Raw genomic sequence first — 14806 nt, forward strand, 5'->3', positions numbered from 1 at the left:
GACGGCTGCCCCTGTCTTTATTGCTGCGTCATAGGGTATGAAGAAGCACCGGCGGGCCCGCATGCTCCACCACTTCAAAGTGGTTGGCCCGTTCGTTCAAAAAGACGATTTTTCCGCAAAAACCGCTGTTCATCAGCGTAAATGCTTCCTCATATCGGTCAAGCGAGCAGGTATGGGTCACCAGCTTCTCCAACCCGAGCTTGCCGCTTTGCAAAAGTCCCTTCATCTGGTACCACGTTTCGTGCATGCGCCGTCCGGTAATCCCTTCGACGCGGAGCCCCTTAAAAATGACTTGCCCCCAATCCATCGCCGCCTCGCTGCTTGGAATGCCGAGCATCGACACGCGTGCCGCACGGGCCGCCGCCTCGAATCCGTCCCGAATGCCCTGCGGATGCCCCGACATCTCCAGCACGACCTCCGCGCCTTCCCCGCCCGTTGCTTTGTTCACCATTTCGGCCAAATCGGAACCGGCGCTGTCGACGACGACGTCCGCCCCCATCTCCCGTGCTTTTTGCAGGCGGTAAGGATGCACGTCGGCCGCTATGATCCGTCCGGCCCCGCAGGCTTTTGCGACGGAAATGGCCATGAGCCCGATCAATCCCGCCCCGACGACCAGCACCGATTTTCCGACGATTTCGCCGGCGAGCACCGCGTGTACCGCATTGCCCAAAGGGTCCTGCAAACAAGCCAGCTCAAAGGGCATCTCCGGATCATTATGAATGATGCTGTCCGCTTTGACGACCGCATACTCCGCAAAACATCCCGGCGCGGTAATGCCGAAGCTGCGGGTATGGCGGCACACATGCGCGCGGCCGGTGCGGCATGCCTTGCATGTTCCGCAAACCATATGGCCTTCGGCGGACACATGGTCTCCGATCCTCGCATCTTTTACCTGCCCGCCTGTTTCGACGACGATGCCGGCAAATTCATGGCCGAATACGTTTCCGGTGACAACCGACTTTTGCGCCCACGCATCCCAATTGTAAATATGTACATCCGTGCCGCAAATCGAGCTCGCCTTGACCTTCACGAGCACCTCGTCCGGACCGATGGCGGGAACGGGAATGTTTTTATATACGGCCCCTGGAGCGCTGCGCTCTTTCACGAGGCCGGTCATTGTTTTTGGCATGGATAATAACCCCTTATATTCAATTTTTTTTATCAAACAAATCAACATATTTGGAAGGCACTGAAGAACCCACAGCAACGTCACGCATTTTTTTGCCTGTCTTGCGATGAAGCAAATCTCGCATTTTCTTGCGCAATGGTTCCTCTACAACATGATAGGTAATGGATGCGGAAACAATCACTAAAGCAAAGGTTAAGAATAAAAGCAGCATTCGGATCGGCAATGATCCATGCGAAAAATACTTCATTACGGCGCCAAGGACAAAGAATTTTACGATCATGTGCAAAAGGTATACGGAATAGGAAATTTTTCCGAGGTATACGATGACCGGAGAAGCAAGACATTTGCTGATGATATTTTTTCCATAAGCCAGACCAAGAATCAAAAAGGGAACAAACAACGTTGAAAAAGAGGTTAACGACGAAAAGAACACGGCCGTACCCACGAAAAACACCAAAAGAATCGGGCAGATTACATTCCACTTCCCCCTTCTCCACCCGTCGTTCTGAAATATGGCATAGGCCAACGAACCTGCGGCAAAACAAGTGATTACATTTACAATATTTTCGAAATCATAAGACGTCAACACTTGCAAAACCCGTGTTTCCGACAGACCGAATCCGATGATAAAAACGACGCCCATAGCCGCAATCACTTGCGTGATGGTTTTCATTTTATTGACCAAAAGTAGGACCAATGGAAACCCCATGTATGCAAACCATTCCGCGCTGACGGACCATGCCGGCCCGTTCCATGGATACCATCCGGAGTCCGCCCATCCCTGAACCATGAATATGTATGCGATAAAACCTGCAAGCGAGTAATCGCCCTGCTTGTTGAGCTCCACGTGCAAAACCGACGCCGCGGCGAACATCAAAACCATTAACAGCAAGGAAAATATATACACGGGATATATTCTGGCCAAACGCAAGCCGAGAAACCTTTTGTATTTGTGAATGTCAAACTTGGAGAAATAGGCTTGGTAGTTATACGTAATAATAAAACCGCTTAAGACGAAAAACACGTTGACTCCGAGCCACCCCTTTTCGAAAAATGGCATGAGCCATTGTAGTCCGGGGACCAGCGAAACGATCAGATCCGAGAAATGAAAAAGCACCACCCATAATGCAGCGAACGCACGTACACCCGTCAGAGCAGGTAAATCGCCTTTTTTCGTGCTTGCTTCCAAATTGACGGCATTCATTTTAAGCCCCCGTTTTCATAGAATCTCACAACAAAAAAACTTCGTTCTTATCCGGGAAGATTTGACCGAAGTTCCAATCGGTATTCAATTTTCTATTGAATTTGTTAAAGAACGACCTCGCCGTTGACCGTTAATTTCATCTTCGTATTTGTTCCTTTCAAAATATAGTTGGATCTGCTCAGCTGATTATTGACGGAAAGAATGGCCGTTATGGCGCTGCAGTCTTCAAAAGTGAACCCGGTATACTGCCAACTGGGCGTATGAAACGAAGTGCCTGTGCATCCGATCAAATTGGAAAGCTGATTATTTTTGAAATAAAATCCCGAGTAGGTTGAATTCTGCTGCCCGTTCGAGTCGCCGTAGCAAGCCGAGAAAACAAGCATGTTACCGCCGCTTACATAAAAACCGTATTTGTATTCCTCCTGCGCTTCGCATCCCACAAAGGAGCTCCGGCCGCTGTTGGTAATGACAAAACCTCCGTAGTTGTTCGTCGGGGAGTTAAACCCGTTGTAAAAGGTTTTGCAGTTCAAATAATAATTGTTGGCGCATCCTTGGATTTCAAAACCGCTGTAACCGTTTCCCGTGCTGATGATATTGCAAAACCGTCCATCCGTGTTTTGATTCAGCTTGATTCCTGTTTTACCGCAGCTGATCACCTGGACATTGTTGCAATAAATGCCCCGGATATTGATGAAATTATCGCTGGTATCCGTTCGGTCAATATAAATCCCGTGATCGGCGCATTCGAAAATGAAAACATCCTCAATGCTGGAATTCATGTCGCTGTAGTTCCCTTGCTTCACAACATCGGAATAAACATAAGATGTTTTGTTTATATATATCCCGCTTCCAGAAACGTTATTGCTTTTGTTTCCGTCGATCAACAGGTTGCTGATCCGAAACTGCATCACGGAATTATCTTTCAGGCTGACCAAATTTCCGTTTGTGCCGTTCTTCAGCTTTAATATCGTACCGTTGCCGGTCCCCAGCACCGTCACCAAAGACCTAAGGTAAAGATTCCGCAATAGATACGTTCCGGCGGAAAGGAACAACAAACCTCCTTTTCTTCGATCCAGAAACTGAAGCGCTTTTTCAACGGCGTTGGTATCGTCATTCACGCCGTCCGCTTTGGCTCCGAACCATTGGGCATATACCTGTCCGACCTTCATATTGCCGTTCACGGCGCCCGCCCCGTCGAAAATTTGGTACAGTCCGGCTTCGATGCTCCCACTAATCGTCAGCGTCTTTCCCGAATCGATCACGAGCACCGCCCCGTTCATGAAGTGGAGGGTGACGTTTTCGTTTACGGTCACATTGTCGCTGATGCTGTAATTGCCCTTCGGCAACACCAAAACTCCGCCTCCGGCTGACGTGACTTTATTTAATGCATCCTTGAAGTTGTTATTGCCGGCTACACTCAGCCAGGGCACGTTTAATTTGCTGAGAAGAATAGACTGATCGGCGATTTTATCGTTTGTAACGGATAAGCTGGCTAATGTTCGGGTATTTACCGCATTATCGGCAATTTTGGGATTCGTGACTGCTTTGTCGGCCAATAAGGACGTAGTGATGGGACCTGTTCCCCCCGTCCCCCTTGTGTGCGCCTGCTGTTGTGATCCAAACCGCCTAATCGTATCTTTCAATACATTCGTTAAACGATCAACAAGCCGTTTCATGTTTGCAACCTCCTTGTCACATCACCCGTTGGGATGTCCAATATCATATTCAAGATATTCAATCCTTTGATTAGTGTTCGGTCATTTATCCTATAAGCCGTCAAAAAGAGGATTCAACTTGAAAAATATCGGACTCCCGGGCGGTTCAATGACAAGGGAAAGACGGGGACGTTCCGTCTGGTCAAATTACTTATGCACAAGCGCCTTTTCGGCCAAAAGCTGCTGAATCGACTGGTATCGTTTGTACCAAGAGTTATTTTTGCCGAAATCGGTGAGAGGCGTTCTGTCATAGCCGTCGCGTAAATAAGCCTTTACCCCCCGAACAAAATCCTCTTGGTCTTTGGCGATGTAAACGGGAGCGTTCATGCGCCTTACCTCTTCCATATCCGTCGTCACCACGGCCGTTCCTGCGGAACAATACTCATACAGTTTGATCGGGCTTACCGCATCCGTCGCTTCCATTTTTTTAAACGGAATCACCGCCACATCCGCGTGTTTTAAATATCCTGGTATGGAGGCATAAGGTCTCCCGCCGAGAATATGAACGTTTTCCAGGGGCTTAAGCTTGCTTAAATCCGTTTCCACCTTTCCGACGAGGTAAATATCCGCATCCGTTTCTTTGGCCAACGTTTCGATCGCATCCACGTCAAACCAATATTTAATCGCGCCGACATAAATGACTCTCATCCGCCGGCTGGCAGCGTATTCGGCAGGTTCGGGCGTCGTTTCCGGAGCGAAGTGTTCATACTCTACGCCATTATTCACCAAAAATGCCCTGTATCCTTTTTGCGTAACTTTATCGACCAGCTTCTGTGAGGTTGCGAGGATCAGATCCGCTTTCGACAGCAAGTGATTTTCCACGACTTCGATATTCGGAAATTCTTTGAATTTGGAGTAATCGTCCGCAACTCTGTAAACAAGCTTTCCGTAATCCACGACATTCGTAAGCCAGTACAGCTTGGGGTTCGAAATCCATAAAATATCCGCCTTGTCAAAGTGAAGCTGCCGCAAGGTTTCGCGAACGTTCGGTCTGATATAACGCTCCTGATGCAGCGCAATGTGCGGATTTCTCGAAAATAGATAGTTCCCGTACAACCGGGACGCAAACGCGGAAAACCCGTATATTCTTGGAGCGAGTTCATGCCTTTGAGCCGTCGAAATGCTTTTTTTGAATTTGTAATCCTGTTTATTTTTCAAATAAATCAAACCGTTGTAGGAATTGGACACCCAAAGAGCTTCGTATCCATCCCGAATAAACGCATTGCAATAATGATAGTTGCCCAATTTGCTGTTTGGATCGTTATATTCCACAAAATCGGCAAAAACAACTTTTTTCACGGTGTCCGTCCTCCCGGTTCTTTGTCAAACTTCCAGCAACCGATCCACGATGCTTTTCAGTTCTTGCACAAAAGCCTTCCGGTTCTCTCTCCCCTGGAAACCGCTTTTCAGCTCCCGGATTCGATCCTCGTACCGCAATATGTTATTTTCCAGTTCATGAATCTCGTAAACGGGGAGAATTTGGCCTTTGAGGTGTAAATGCTTCGTAAATTCAACCTGGTGCATATCAACATGTTCCTTGAAATCAACTCTGCGGGGAACGACAATGGGAATTTTGAATTCCTTGAGCGCTCCGAAAATGCTTCCGGGTCCTCCGTGGGTGATGACGATGTCGGCGGCCTTCATATGCTGTTCCATTTGTTTTGGAGTCATCATCCGATAATGTTCGCAGGCTGCGGGCACATAATCGGAATAGCCGCTTTGCATGACGACGTTCGTTCGAATCACGCCTTCCTGCTTCAGACGGTCCACCTCCGACAACAGCCGGTTGAACTGCTGCTCATGGGTGCCTACGGTGACGAAAATCAAAATAATCCCCCCATATAATGGCCTTTGGAGTAAAACTTTTTTTGCTCCTCCCATTGAACCAAAAATACATCCGCAATAGGATAAACAAGCTTGCCCGTTAAAGTGGGTGTCGTGATTCTGTCATAGACTTCAAGGTATACCAGCTTGATCCTAAGCAATTTCCCAAGATAAAAAAAAGGCACTGCGACCGCAGCACCCGACGAAATCAAAACATCCGGTTTTTCTTTTCTCAGCAGCTTCCAAGCGAGTATCGTGTTTCGGATTAAATTGTAAATGTTTCGGTTCGTAGGATGAAAACACCAATAAACCTTTTCGTTTTCGAGCGCCGATTCCGAATCTTCTTTTTGAAACGTAACCCAAAACCGTTCCTCCTCTTTCCACCATTCCTCCAGCAACAGCAAATGAGTCAGGTGCCCTCCGCTTGAACCGACCAATCCTATTTTCATATTGCATTCATACCCCCTTGACGGGTTTTCTGTACTTACGGCTTTTATACAGCCGCACGACATGCTTTAAGAAGCTGTAGACAAACAGACACTTATGTAATAAGAACCCGATCTTGACAGGATTGCCCCCGTTTTGCCGGTACAAAATCCGAACGTTATCCAAATCGTGAACCAACAGCTTCCGCAGATTTTGGGTGAGTCCTCCTTGACCGTACAAAAACTTGTATTGTTTGGCCAAAGGCTTCGAGAGTCGGGCTCCCGGATACCGTCTTACGATTTGCAGAAAAAATAACAGATCCTCGCCGTAGTGTTTGCCCTCCAGAAAACGGAAACGGTTCTTCTCCATCACGCTGCGCCTTACCATGACCGTCGACATGCAAAAGAACACCTTAAATAACATCCTTTTGAAATCGGCTTGAATCCAATTTTCTTCCTGGCCGTATTTTGTCGTTTCATCCGAGTTGATGAAGTAATTGGTTCCCGATATGGCCACTTCAGGATGGTTGTTCATAAATTCCGCCTGAACCTCTAGCTTTTCCGGGCTCCAAGTATCATCGGAATCCAAAAACGCGACGTACTTTCCTTCCGCTGTATCCAGCCCTTTGTTTCTTGCGCGCGAAGGTCCCGAGTTCTCCTGCTCCAAATGCTTGATCTTCATCTCCGGATGCTGCCGGATGAACGATTCCACGATCGATGGGCTGCGGTCGGTTGATCCGTCATTGATCAATATGATTTCTATAGGCTGCCGGAACGTTTGGCGATAAACCGACATTAATGCGCGCTCGATTGTCATTTCGCTATTATAATACGGGATGATCACGCTGACCTCGATATCATTCGAATACAAGAAATACGCCTCCTAAGCCAATAGGTAGTTTTCGTTTGCCGCTTTTGCCGGGACAGGTTGCTCCCTCTCCCTAAGCGCGGTATTTCTGATGATAAAAAAGAGCAAGCACAGCTGGGCAACGGCATCGCTTCCCAAATTTGCGAGTCCGTTATTGGAATTCGCCATGGCGGTAATGACAAGAAAAAGAACGAATTCATAGTAACTTCTATCTTTGATCAGTAGATAAGCCGGATAAAGCAAAATCACCAAATAAATAACGGCCGTCCCCATGATTCCGTAATCGTAAGCAAGCATAATCAGAGGATATTCGAAATTAAATATATTTCCGTTCAGACTTTCCGCGACTTCTCTGGAGTGGCCGACCCCCCCGCCGAATATCATGCCCAGGCTCTCCACGCGGCTGTTCACCCATACCTCCAGCAGCCCGTTTCTTCCACTCGTAATGTCGCCGCTTTCCAGGCCGCTGATGTAACGCTGCATCAAATTGTTTTGGAACAACGGAGTATTCAGGATGACAATGAGAATGATGAAAATCCCCATGTAATACAAGATCCTGTTTTTCTTCACGCTGCTGCAAAAAAGAACAAGAAAAACGCCTAAAACCAGCGCCGTCTTGCTGCTGCTTAACAACAGCCCCAATAGCGTCACGCATGTGATCAGGTACTTGTTGATAAGAAAGTGATTCCGGCGCGCGTATACGTGATTGAGGATAAAAAACGTCAGGAAATATTGGGCGTTGGTCAACGGGTGCCCCATAAAAGAATAAAAGCGGTATACGCCGAACGAATGCTCCAATCGGATCAGCTGCCCCATTTCGAGCCCGTTGTAAAGCGTTCCGGCCATATATAGCTGAATAGACCCGCCGGATAAAAAATCGGCTGCGCCTACAATAAGCAACAGAACAATTAGCCAGTTAAAAAGGATGAGAAAAATGCGAAATGCCGGCATAATGACATCCTGCTTCAATTTCACGCCAACGAAAAACAACGGCAAGCAAAGACTGATGGCGGTCTGCAATAACCGCATAAAGGAATAATGCAAAAACAGGAAGCTGTATGAACACCATATGACCGAAAAGGCCAGAACAACATATGCAATAGCAAAGTTTACATTCTGTTTTTTCATGAAAAGAATAAGCAATATGCCGCCAATGACCATAAATAACACATTGTAATAGCCGAACTGTTCATTCACGCCGATGCTGCGAATGTTTTCCGTAAAAAAATAGACGGATATCCATACCAATACGATCATCCCGGTAAGTTTGGAAGACCGTTGTTCAAGCGTTTGCCTCATCTTCCCCATCCGCACATCCCCTCGCTCACGTTTTCGTTGCAGATTCGATGACCATGTAGTTTCCGTCCATCACTTTCAAATTCGCGATTCCATTCGTAATATTTACGCTCGTTTGATCCGGCAGCAAAACGCTTCCGCGTTTTTGTTTAAATCTCAATGTGATCATCTGATGATGCGGGCAAGGATCATATTCCAATCTAAAGGTCCGGCCATCCTGAACCACGATGTTCACCTTATCCCGCGTATTGACATAAACCGCAAGCTCGGTCCCCGTACAATACCAAACCTTTTTTTTCTGCAAGTAACGAAAAATATGCGTCAAGCTCTGCCGGTCGTCAAAAATATTGGGGTTCTGCCTTTTGCCGTCATCCCTTGCCGGGGCGATATGCTCTTGAATGCTGATGACCAATTTATGTTTGAGCAAAAAATCGATTTCCCGAAGCTTCATCCGGATCAGCGGTTCTTTAAGTATTCGTTTTACGAGCCCTTTAAACGTTTTGCCCGGGCGATACAAACTGTTCAACATTTCGCCGTTGACCGTGGAAGGAATGTCGACGACGTCGTTTTTTCCGAATCTTTTAACGTCGAAGTTAGAGCGCTTATCGAAATCCCTGCCGCTAATGTCCCCGCTGTTTCTTTCCAATACCCCCCGATTCCAATATCTGCACCACCATAAAAAACCGGTTGCATCGATGCTGTCATCCGAATAACGGTTGCTGACATAGCCGCAGTACTTGCCGCCTTGAGGCCTAACGCCCACGGCATCCTTGAAAGTTTCAATGCCTTGTTCAGTCCTTTGCACCGCGTCCTCCACATTCGAAAAGGAATCCCATTCCTGGATGAAATCTTCTGCCTTCTCTCCCGCTTGGCCATGCGTCGTGCCATGGTACGCCAGTTCAAATCGAGGATGGGAGTGAATAAAACTGAAAAACCGTCTGCTTTCCTCATCTGCATTGATCGGTTTGGATATTTGCTTAAACAAAGGCTGCTTAATGATGCCGGAACGGACGCCGACCGGTACGAAAAACGTCACCTTCACGTCCGGAAAGGGCGACAATAGCTGCCGCTCCAAATAACGGAAGGAAGAATGTTCGTGATCTTTGAAATATCCCCAGTCCTCGCCCGGTTCCACCTGTCCGTTCCGATTCATGTCGACCCACGTGTTGGCCAAATCATCGATCATAAACATGACGGGGGAATCCGCGTCATTAAACCACTTGCATATTTTAATATCCATCGTTTTTCTTTAACCTTTCTACGCTTTAAGGAATTGGTATAGATGAATTAGGATGTGAACGAATGGCTCTTTTTCTGAAAGATCTGTATAAACCGCCTCGCTTTTTCGGCCAGCTTGAAGATTCGTGCCTTCTTGATGGCCGAATTCCACATTTTAAAGGAATAGTTCACCATAAAATCGCTCGTCCAACGGTATTTCCAGGAATAGCTGCCCGCTCCTAAATCGAATAACGATGTCGGATGATGCTCAAACAAATAATTCATCGTTTCGAGCATGAGGACATCGAACACGCCAAATTTTACAAATTCAGGCGAATATCCGGTGTTCCAGCCATAAAAGGTATTGTTGAAAAAATAACATAATTGATAGGCAATAATTTCATGGTTATCCGTTTCCATATACATGGCTACGACATGGGGATTATTATGGAACAGCGTTCTGAAAAAAGCCTCGTTGTTTTTATCATCAAAAATGCTTTTTCTGTCCATCCTCCCCTTTTGTTCCTGCAAATATTGCTTTTCCAACCGGTGAATGCCGGAGAAGAGGTCGTATAAATCGCCTTTTTCCATGCCTGCCGCCACTTTAAAACGGTAATGATGCTCTTTCTTCAGCTTTTCAAGCTTGCGTTTGATCCTGGAGCTCATCGCCGCTCTCTCGAAATGCGAAAGGCAAGTATACAAACTTAAATCGATTCTTGGACAGGACGTTAAATAAGAAACATGATGATTGTAGCGGTCATGCCTCAACAGAAAGTGTATTAACTCCGTGTCCATGGCAATATGCGAAAGCTCTACTTTTGTCCACTGATCGGCATGATCCTCGATGACTCCAAACATCTCTTTAATGATCGATAAAGGGGAGTGCCGGCTGGAATCGACGATAAAGTTAAAATAATCGCCCTTTCCGATAAAGCACAGGGTTTGGCAGTTCAGCCATTTTCTTTTGGATGTCCGGATCATTAACGGGGCGATCCCCGTCAGCTGATTATCCCGATACGAGCAAATGATGAACAGCTTATGGTTATGAAGGACTGCGTAGGTTTCCCACCAAAAATAATTGAAGCGAAAGGTGCTGTAGTAGCTTAAATCCGCCATTCTGCATTCAAGCTTTCTCCAGTCCTCCTCGAGGTTTTTAAAACCTTCTAGATCGGTAACGATTTTGCAACTCATATGTCTGCTACCCCTTTTACCTGCTTTTTTTCCAACTTTTTGAGACGGAGTCGGGTAAACACGCCAATCAGTTCTTCTTTGGCAATAAACTTGAATTTCAAGCTGAGCAAAATAAAAAACAGGCATAATGTTCCATTCAGCATGATCTCAAAGAACATGTTCTGAAACAAACTTCTGCAAACAAAATAAACCCCGTATAACGGGGTAAAGATGACAAGGTACTTATATGGGTACAGCCACCCGAGGCCAAGCGGGTAATATTTGGAGCCGTAATGGTAAAACACGAGATTGGCAACCGCATAAGAGATGACCGTGGCAAGCGCCGAGCCATAGATGCCTAACCACGGAATCAAAATCACATTGGCGACGATGTTAATGACGGAGGCTAAAATGATGATCAACGAATTGGTTTTCATTTTATTGGCGATATGAAGCCCTAAGGAATAAAACGAGATGGCCCCGGATAAAAAATAGGACAGCGAAATAAGCGGCACAAGCAGGTCAGCTTGGCTGTACTGATCCGTTGCCACCAAACGAACGGCCAGATGGGCGAACAGCGACAATCCCAAAACGCAGAACCATCCCAGAAAATTATAGATGCGGAACATCCGTTCAATTTGCCTGCTCCCCTCCTCCTCTTGGTATACCTTGTATTTGAAAGGGGTAAAGACGGACGTAAACGGGTTCACGAACACCGGATTGATCAGCATCCCGATTTTATATCCGATGGAATACACGGCCACCGACGACAGATTCATATACCCTTTAATCAGGAAACGGTCGCTTAGCGTCAGTACCCATCCCGAAATATCTCCCATCAGCAATCCGGTGCCGTAGCGTAACATTTTTCGGAGCTTGTGAATGACCAGGACGGGCCTGTATGTTCTCAGATCAAATGCAAATAAGAACAGGAACACGGCAAGATTGCCGGACAGCTGCGCCATAAGAATCCCCGTGATGCCGAGCTTCAAATGGATAAAATAATAAAAAGCGAAGAGCATCATTAAAAACATCGTGGAGACCTGGATCAAGCCTGATTTCAAAGCCTTGAAACCCATGGCGAAATAGCTCGAATAGATCATGTTCAAGCAGACCAGAACCGAACTCATGACCAATAGAGGAATGATCCAAAAACCTCCCTGAACATGCGGAAAGAGCAGCGGATACAGAGCCGGAGTCAGCAAGAAGGCGGCACCCGCGCAAAAAACGCCCCACAATATCGAAAAGGTCATGGCCGTGTTTTTAAGCTCGATTTTGTTCTCGAATTCGTTATAAAACCGAATCATTCCCGAGTAAACTCCGAGTGTGATAATAATCGCCAGCAGCTGCTGAATCGTGATGATCAAATCGTAATGTCCATACTGCTCCTGGCTTAAGTTCCTGGTATACATCGGAATCAATATCAAGTTCATGCCCTGCGTCAGTATCGATGAAAATAAATAGACGATGCCGCCAGAGAACATTTTTTTATTTATAATATTCATCGGAGATCACTTTACCTTTGCCAACAAATGTTCTCGATCCGGATATCCTTTCATATGCAGCTAACAGTTCGTCAAAGTAACCGGTCGGCCTAGTCCGCTGTATTCGCTGCTTCACTTGAACGTAGTTCTGCACGGTCTCCTTTACTTTATCCAGGAGATCGCTGACGTCTCCGGCACGGTAACCGATGGTTCCTTCGGGACGTACGCAAACATCGCTTGCTATAGACGGAACCCCGTAATGAAGAGCTTCGGCTATAGATACGCCATACCCGTCCTGAAGGGTTGGACGGATAAACAGCTTGCTTTTTTGAAGAATCGGATAAAATTCGGTATCTTCGGCTTCATAGAACCAAAACCGGTTTTCCAAGCCATTCCGTACGATCTTCTGCTTTAATTCATGATAATAACGGCGCTCCCCTTCATTTAGAGCCGATACCCCCAAAACGGTGAACAGCAGGCATGCATCAAATCCGGAGTCCGTCAAACGACGCATTAGTTCAATGAGTTGATCTATTCCATACAAATCCTTGCCGTCCAATAAACGGACGGACCCGTTGGCACTGATCAGAAACGGAGCGGATTCCATCCATTGATAAACGGATTCCGGAATCCTTGCCGCATCCTCAGGGCTTTCCACGGGTTCGAGATATGAAGGTATCGTCTGAATGTTCTCTTCATGCAACCCCCATTTGACCAGTTCGTTAGTATGGACGGCATTGACGCAAATGATGCCATCGATTCGGCGGAGGCTTTGGATCAATAAAAATCTTGTCCACGGGCCTGCGCTTTGAAGTTGCTGGATTAAACTTTCGCCATGTACCGTCAGTATAATTTTTTTCCCTAATAACGCATAAACTCCGAGCAGCATTCTAAGATGTTTGTTTATCGAATGAAAATGAAACACATCTCCGCGAATAAAGGGAAACTTGAGAAAAAACGTTTTGTAGCTTTTGAGCGAAACGATGTGCTTATCCTGGATTGAGGTTGGGCTCTCATTGTATAACGTGTAATCCATTCCACGGTTCTTCAAGCCGTGCACGATCCGTTTGATGTGAATGGAGATTCCTCCGTTCGGAGGAGGCGCCGGGCCGATGATCACAATCTTCATATTTGAATCCCATCCCGTTTTACCATAACCTCTATGCTCTTGAATTTCCCGGACGCTTCGCGCGGAATATGGTCTACGACTCTCATTCTGAATTTCATGTTTGCCGTGAATATCGAATACAGCTTTTGAATGACCGGCCTAAACTCCTCGATAATCCGTTCCATAGGCTGAAAAGTTTCCAGCAAAATTTCAATATCATCATATTGATGCTGTATGAGTTTGCAGGCCGTAACCGATTTTGTTCCGCGAAGGGCAATGGCAACCAGCGAGGAAGAAACCATGTCGCCATTCGGTTTATACATGATTTCTCCCACCCTTCCCTCAATCGAATGAATCGTCGGGAACAAATAATGCGCATCCGGATTGGAAATGACCGGAGTGGAAGCGATATCCATCAGTTCATATCTGATCAACGGCATCACGTCGTTAATAAACGAAGTCCCGATAATCGCATTGGTTCCCGGCTTGAATTCCACATATCCGTATAACGGGTTGAAACTGTATGACGTGGTGGAGTTTGTCCAGCCTGCGATAACGGTTTTTTCCGATTGGCCGTAAAAAGAATACAGTTCGGCATCCGGAAAGGCTTTCTTCATCGAATGCATCTGATACTCATGAAGCGTTTCCGAAGCGATCAGAAGCGCTTTAGGCTGAAGCCGATGCGCAAGTTTTTTTTCAAGCACAAGCTTGGAAAGCAGGCTGAGCGATGACGGATAACCGTGAAAATACCGGTATCCGGTTTGCTCGATCAGCCCTATGATTTTTTCGATGTTCTGATGGGTTAGCTTGGAGACATTGATCCGAAGAACCCGCTGATACCGGTCCACTTTGTACTCTTCGTTGCCCGGGAAAAAACCTCTGAATTCAATCCTGCCATCCCCCGGCGTATAACCGACTTGAGACCAAAAGAAACAGACGGCGGCCCATTCCCGCTGCTCAACCTTTCGATTGGAATATAACGTTAGTGAAGCTCCCGTGCTTCCGCTGGTTGAACTAAGGAAGACCCTCTTTGATCGATGCCTGTGCGGAATAATGTCGCGACCGCATTCCTTGACCATCGCTTTTTGAATCACCGGGATTCGTCGGATATCGGACATATCGTTCAATTGCCTTGGATGGAATCCGTATTTGTCGTACAGCTCACGGTAGAACGGGCTTTCGTCGTAAGCCATCTTTACGACCGCGGAAAAGGACTTGAACTGTTCTTCGGCAATTTGTTCCTGCGTCATTTCTTTCATTTGTTCGAATTTTTCAAGCCAAACGTAGAATTCTTTGTCCAAGTTCACATAGCGGTAGGGCAAATATGACAAAATCTCCTTGGCAATCTCTTTCGTTAAACTCATA

The 14806-nt window shown here is 46.6% G+C and carries 13 protein-coding genes; all 13 read right to left on the reverse strand.

The window, feature by feature from the left end:
* Nucleotides 1–28: 28 nt before the first annotated feature.
* Nucleotides 29–1129, reverse strand: coding sequence for an L-threonine 3-dehydrogenase (gene tdh / locus GQY55_RS08035; protein ID WP_160039990.1), 1101 nt, complete (start codon nt 1127–1129; stop codon nt 29–31).
* 19 nt (nt 1130–1148) lie between these two features.
* On the reverse strand, nt 1149–2333 hold the full coding sequence (locus tag GQY55_RS08040; RefSeq protein ID WP_160039991.1) for an acyltransferase family protein: 1185 nt from the start codon (nt 2331–2333) through the stop codon (nt 1149–1151).
* 104 nt (nt 2334–2437) lie between these two features.
* Complete coding sequence (locus GQY55_RS08045; protein ID WP_160039992.1) at nt 2438–4009, reverse strand: right-handed parallel beta-helix repeat-containing protein; 1572 nt, start codon at nt 4007–4009, stop codon at nt 2438–2440.
* Between the two features lie 186 nt (nt 4010–4195).
* Nucleotides 4196–5347, reverse strand: coding sequence for a glycosyltransferase (locus GQY55_RS08050; protein WP_160039993.1), 1152 nt, complete (start codon nt 5345–5347; stop codon nt 4196–4198).
* A gap of 24 nt (nt 5348–5371) precedes the next feature.
* Entirely contained in the window at nt 5372–5875 is a 504-nt protein-coding gene (locus GQY55_RS08055; protein ID WP_160039994.1) for a glycosyltransferase, read from the reverse strand.
* The gene (gene pssD / locus GQY55_RS08060) at nt 5872–6321 is read right to left on the reverse strand and encodes a PssD/Cps14F family polysaccharide biosynthesis glycosyltransferase (protein ID WP_160039995.1); all 450 of its coding nucleotides are present in this window, start codon (nt 6319–6321) and stop codon (nt 5872–5874) included. The genes GQY55_RS08055 and pssD overlap by 4 nt, the downstream gene beginning before the upstream one ends.
* Nucleotides 6322–6328: 7 nt before the next feature.
* On the reverse strand, nt 6329–7168 hold the full coding sequence (locus tag GQY55_RS08065) for a glycosyltransferase family 2 protein (protein WP_160039996.1): 840 nt from the start codon (nt 7166–7168) through the stop codon (nt 6329–6331).
* 12 nt (nt 7169–7180) lie between these two features.
* Nucleotides 7181–8473 (reverse strand): hypothetical protein, encoded by a 1293-nt coding sequence (locus tag GQY55_RS08070; RefSeq protein ID WP_160039997.1) that lies wholly within the window; start codon nt 8471–8473, stop codon nt 7181–7183.
* 16 nt (nt 8474–8489) lie between these two features.
* Nucleotides 8490–9701, reverse strand: coding sequence for a hypothetical protein (locus GQY55_RS08075; RefSeq protein ID WP_160039998.1), 1212 nt, complete (start codon nt 9699–9701; stop codon nt 8490–8492).
* A 47-nt stretch (nt 9702–9748) separates the two neighbouring features.
* Nucleotides 9749–10870, reverse strand: coding sequence for a GNAT family N-acetyltransferase (locus GQY55_RS08080; RefSeq protein ID WP_160039999.1), 1122 nt, complete (start codon nt 10868–10870; stop codon nt 9749–9751).
* The gene (locus tag GQY55_RS08085) at nt 10867–12354 is read right to left on the reverse strand and encodes a lipopolysaccharide biosynthesis protein (RefSeq protein WP_160040000.1); all 1488 of its coding nucleotides are present in this window, start codon (nt 12352–12354) and stop codon (nt 10867–10869) included. Before GQY55_RS08085 ends, GQY55_RS08080 begins: the two co-directional genes overlap by 4 nt.
* Nucleotides 12338–13462 carry a glycosyltransferase family 4 protein gene (locus GQY55_RS08090; protein ID WP_160040001.1) on the reverse strand — a complete coding sequence of 375 codons (1125 nt, stop codon included), beginning with the start codon at nt 13460–13462 and terminating at the stop codon, nt 12338–12340. Before GQY55_RS08090 ends, GQY55_RS08085 begins: the two co-directional genes overlap by 17 nt.
* The gene (locus GQY55_RS08095; RefSeq protein WP_160040002.1) at nt 13459–14805 is read right to left on the reverse strand and encodes a hypothetical protein; all 1347 of its coding nucleotides are present in this window, start codon (nt 14803–14805) and stop codon (nt 13459–13461) included. Before GQY55_RS08095 ends, GQY55_RS08090 begins: the two co-directional genes overlap by 4 nt.
* Between the last annotated feature and the right edge of the window lies 1 nt (nt 14806).

This window comes from Paenibacillus sp. USDA918EY, from assembly GCF_009870825.1.
Lineage (GTDB): Bacteria > Bacillota > Bacilli > Paenibacillales > Paenibacillaceae > Paenibacillus_AQ > Paenibacillus_AQ albilobatus.

Excerpts from the sequence above, each read along its gene's own strand:
- tdh (WP_160039990.1), bottom strand. The coding sequence starts at position 1,129 with ATGCCAAAAACAATGACCGGCCTCGTGAAAGAGCGCAGCGCTCCAGGG.
- GQY55_RS08040 (WP_160039991.1), bottom strand. The coding sequence starts at position 2,333 with ATGAATGCCGTCAATTTGGAAGCAAGCACGAAAAAAGGCGATTTACCT.
- GQY55_RS08045 (WP_160039992.1), bottom strand. The coding sequence starts at position 4,009 with ATGAAACGGCTTGTTGATCGTTTAACGAATGTATTGAAAGATACGATT.
- pssD (WP_160039995.1), bottom strand. The coding sequence starts at position 6,321 with ATGAAAATAGGATTGGTCGGTTCAAGCGGAGGGCACCTGACTCATTTG.
- GQY55_RS08070 (WP_160039997.1), bottom strand. The coding sequence starts at position 8,473 with ATGGGGAAGATGAGGCAAACGCTTGAACAACGGTCTTCCAAACTTACC.
- GQY55_RS08075 (WP_160039998.1), bottom strand. The coding sequence starts at position 9,701 with ATGGATATTAAAATATGCAAGTGGTTTAATGACGCGGATTCCCCCGTC.
- GQY55_RS08080 (WP_160039999.1), bottom strand. The coding sequence starts at position 10,870 with ATGAGTTGCAAAATCGTTACCGATCTAGAAGGTTTTAAAAACCTCGAG.
- GQY55_RS08085 (WP_160040000.1), bottom strand. The coding sequence starts at position 12,354 with ATGAATATTATAAATAAAAAAATGTTCTCTGGCGGCATCGTCTATTTA.
- GQY55_RS08090 (WP_160040001.1), bottom strand. The coding sequence starts at position 13,462 with ATGAAGATTGTGATCATCGGCCCGGCGCCTCCTCCGAACGGAGGAATC.
- GQY55_RS08095 (WP_160040002.1), bottom strand. The coding sequence starts at position 14,805 with ATGAGTTTAACGAAAGAGATTGCCAAGGAGATTTTGTCATATTTGCCC.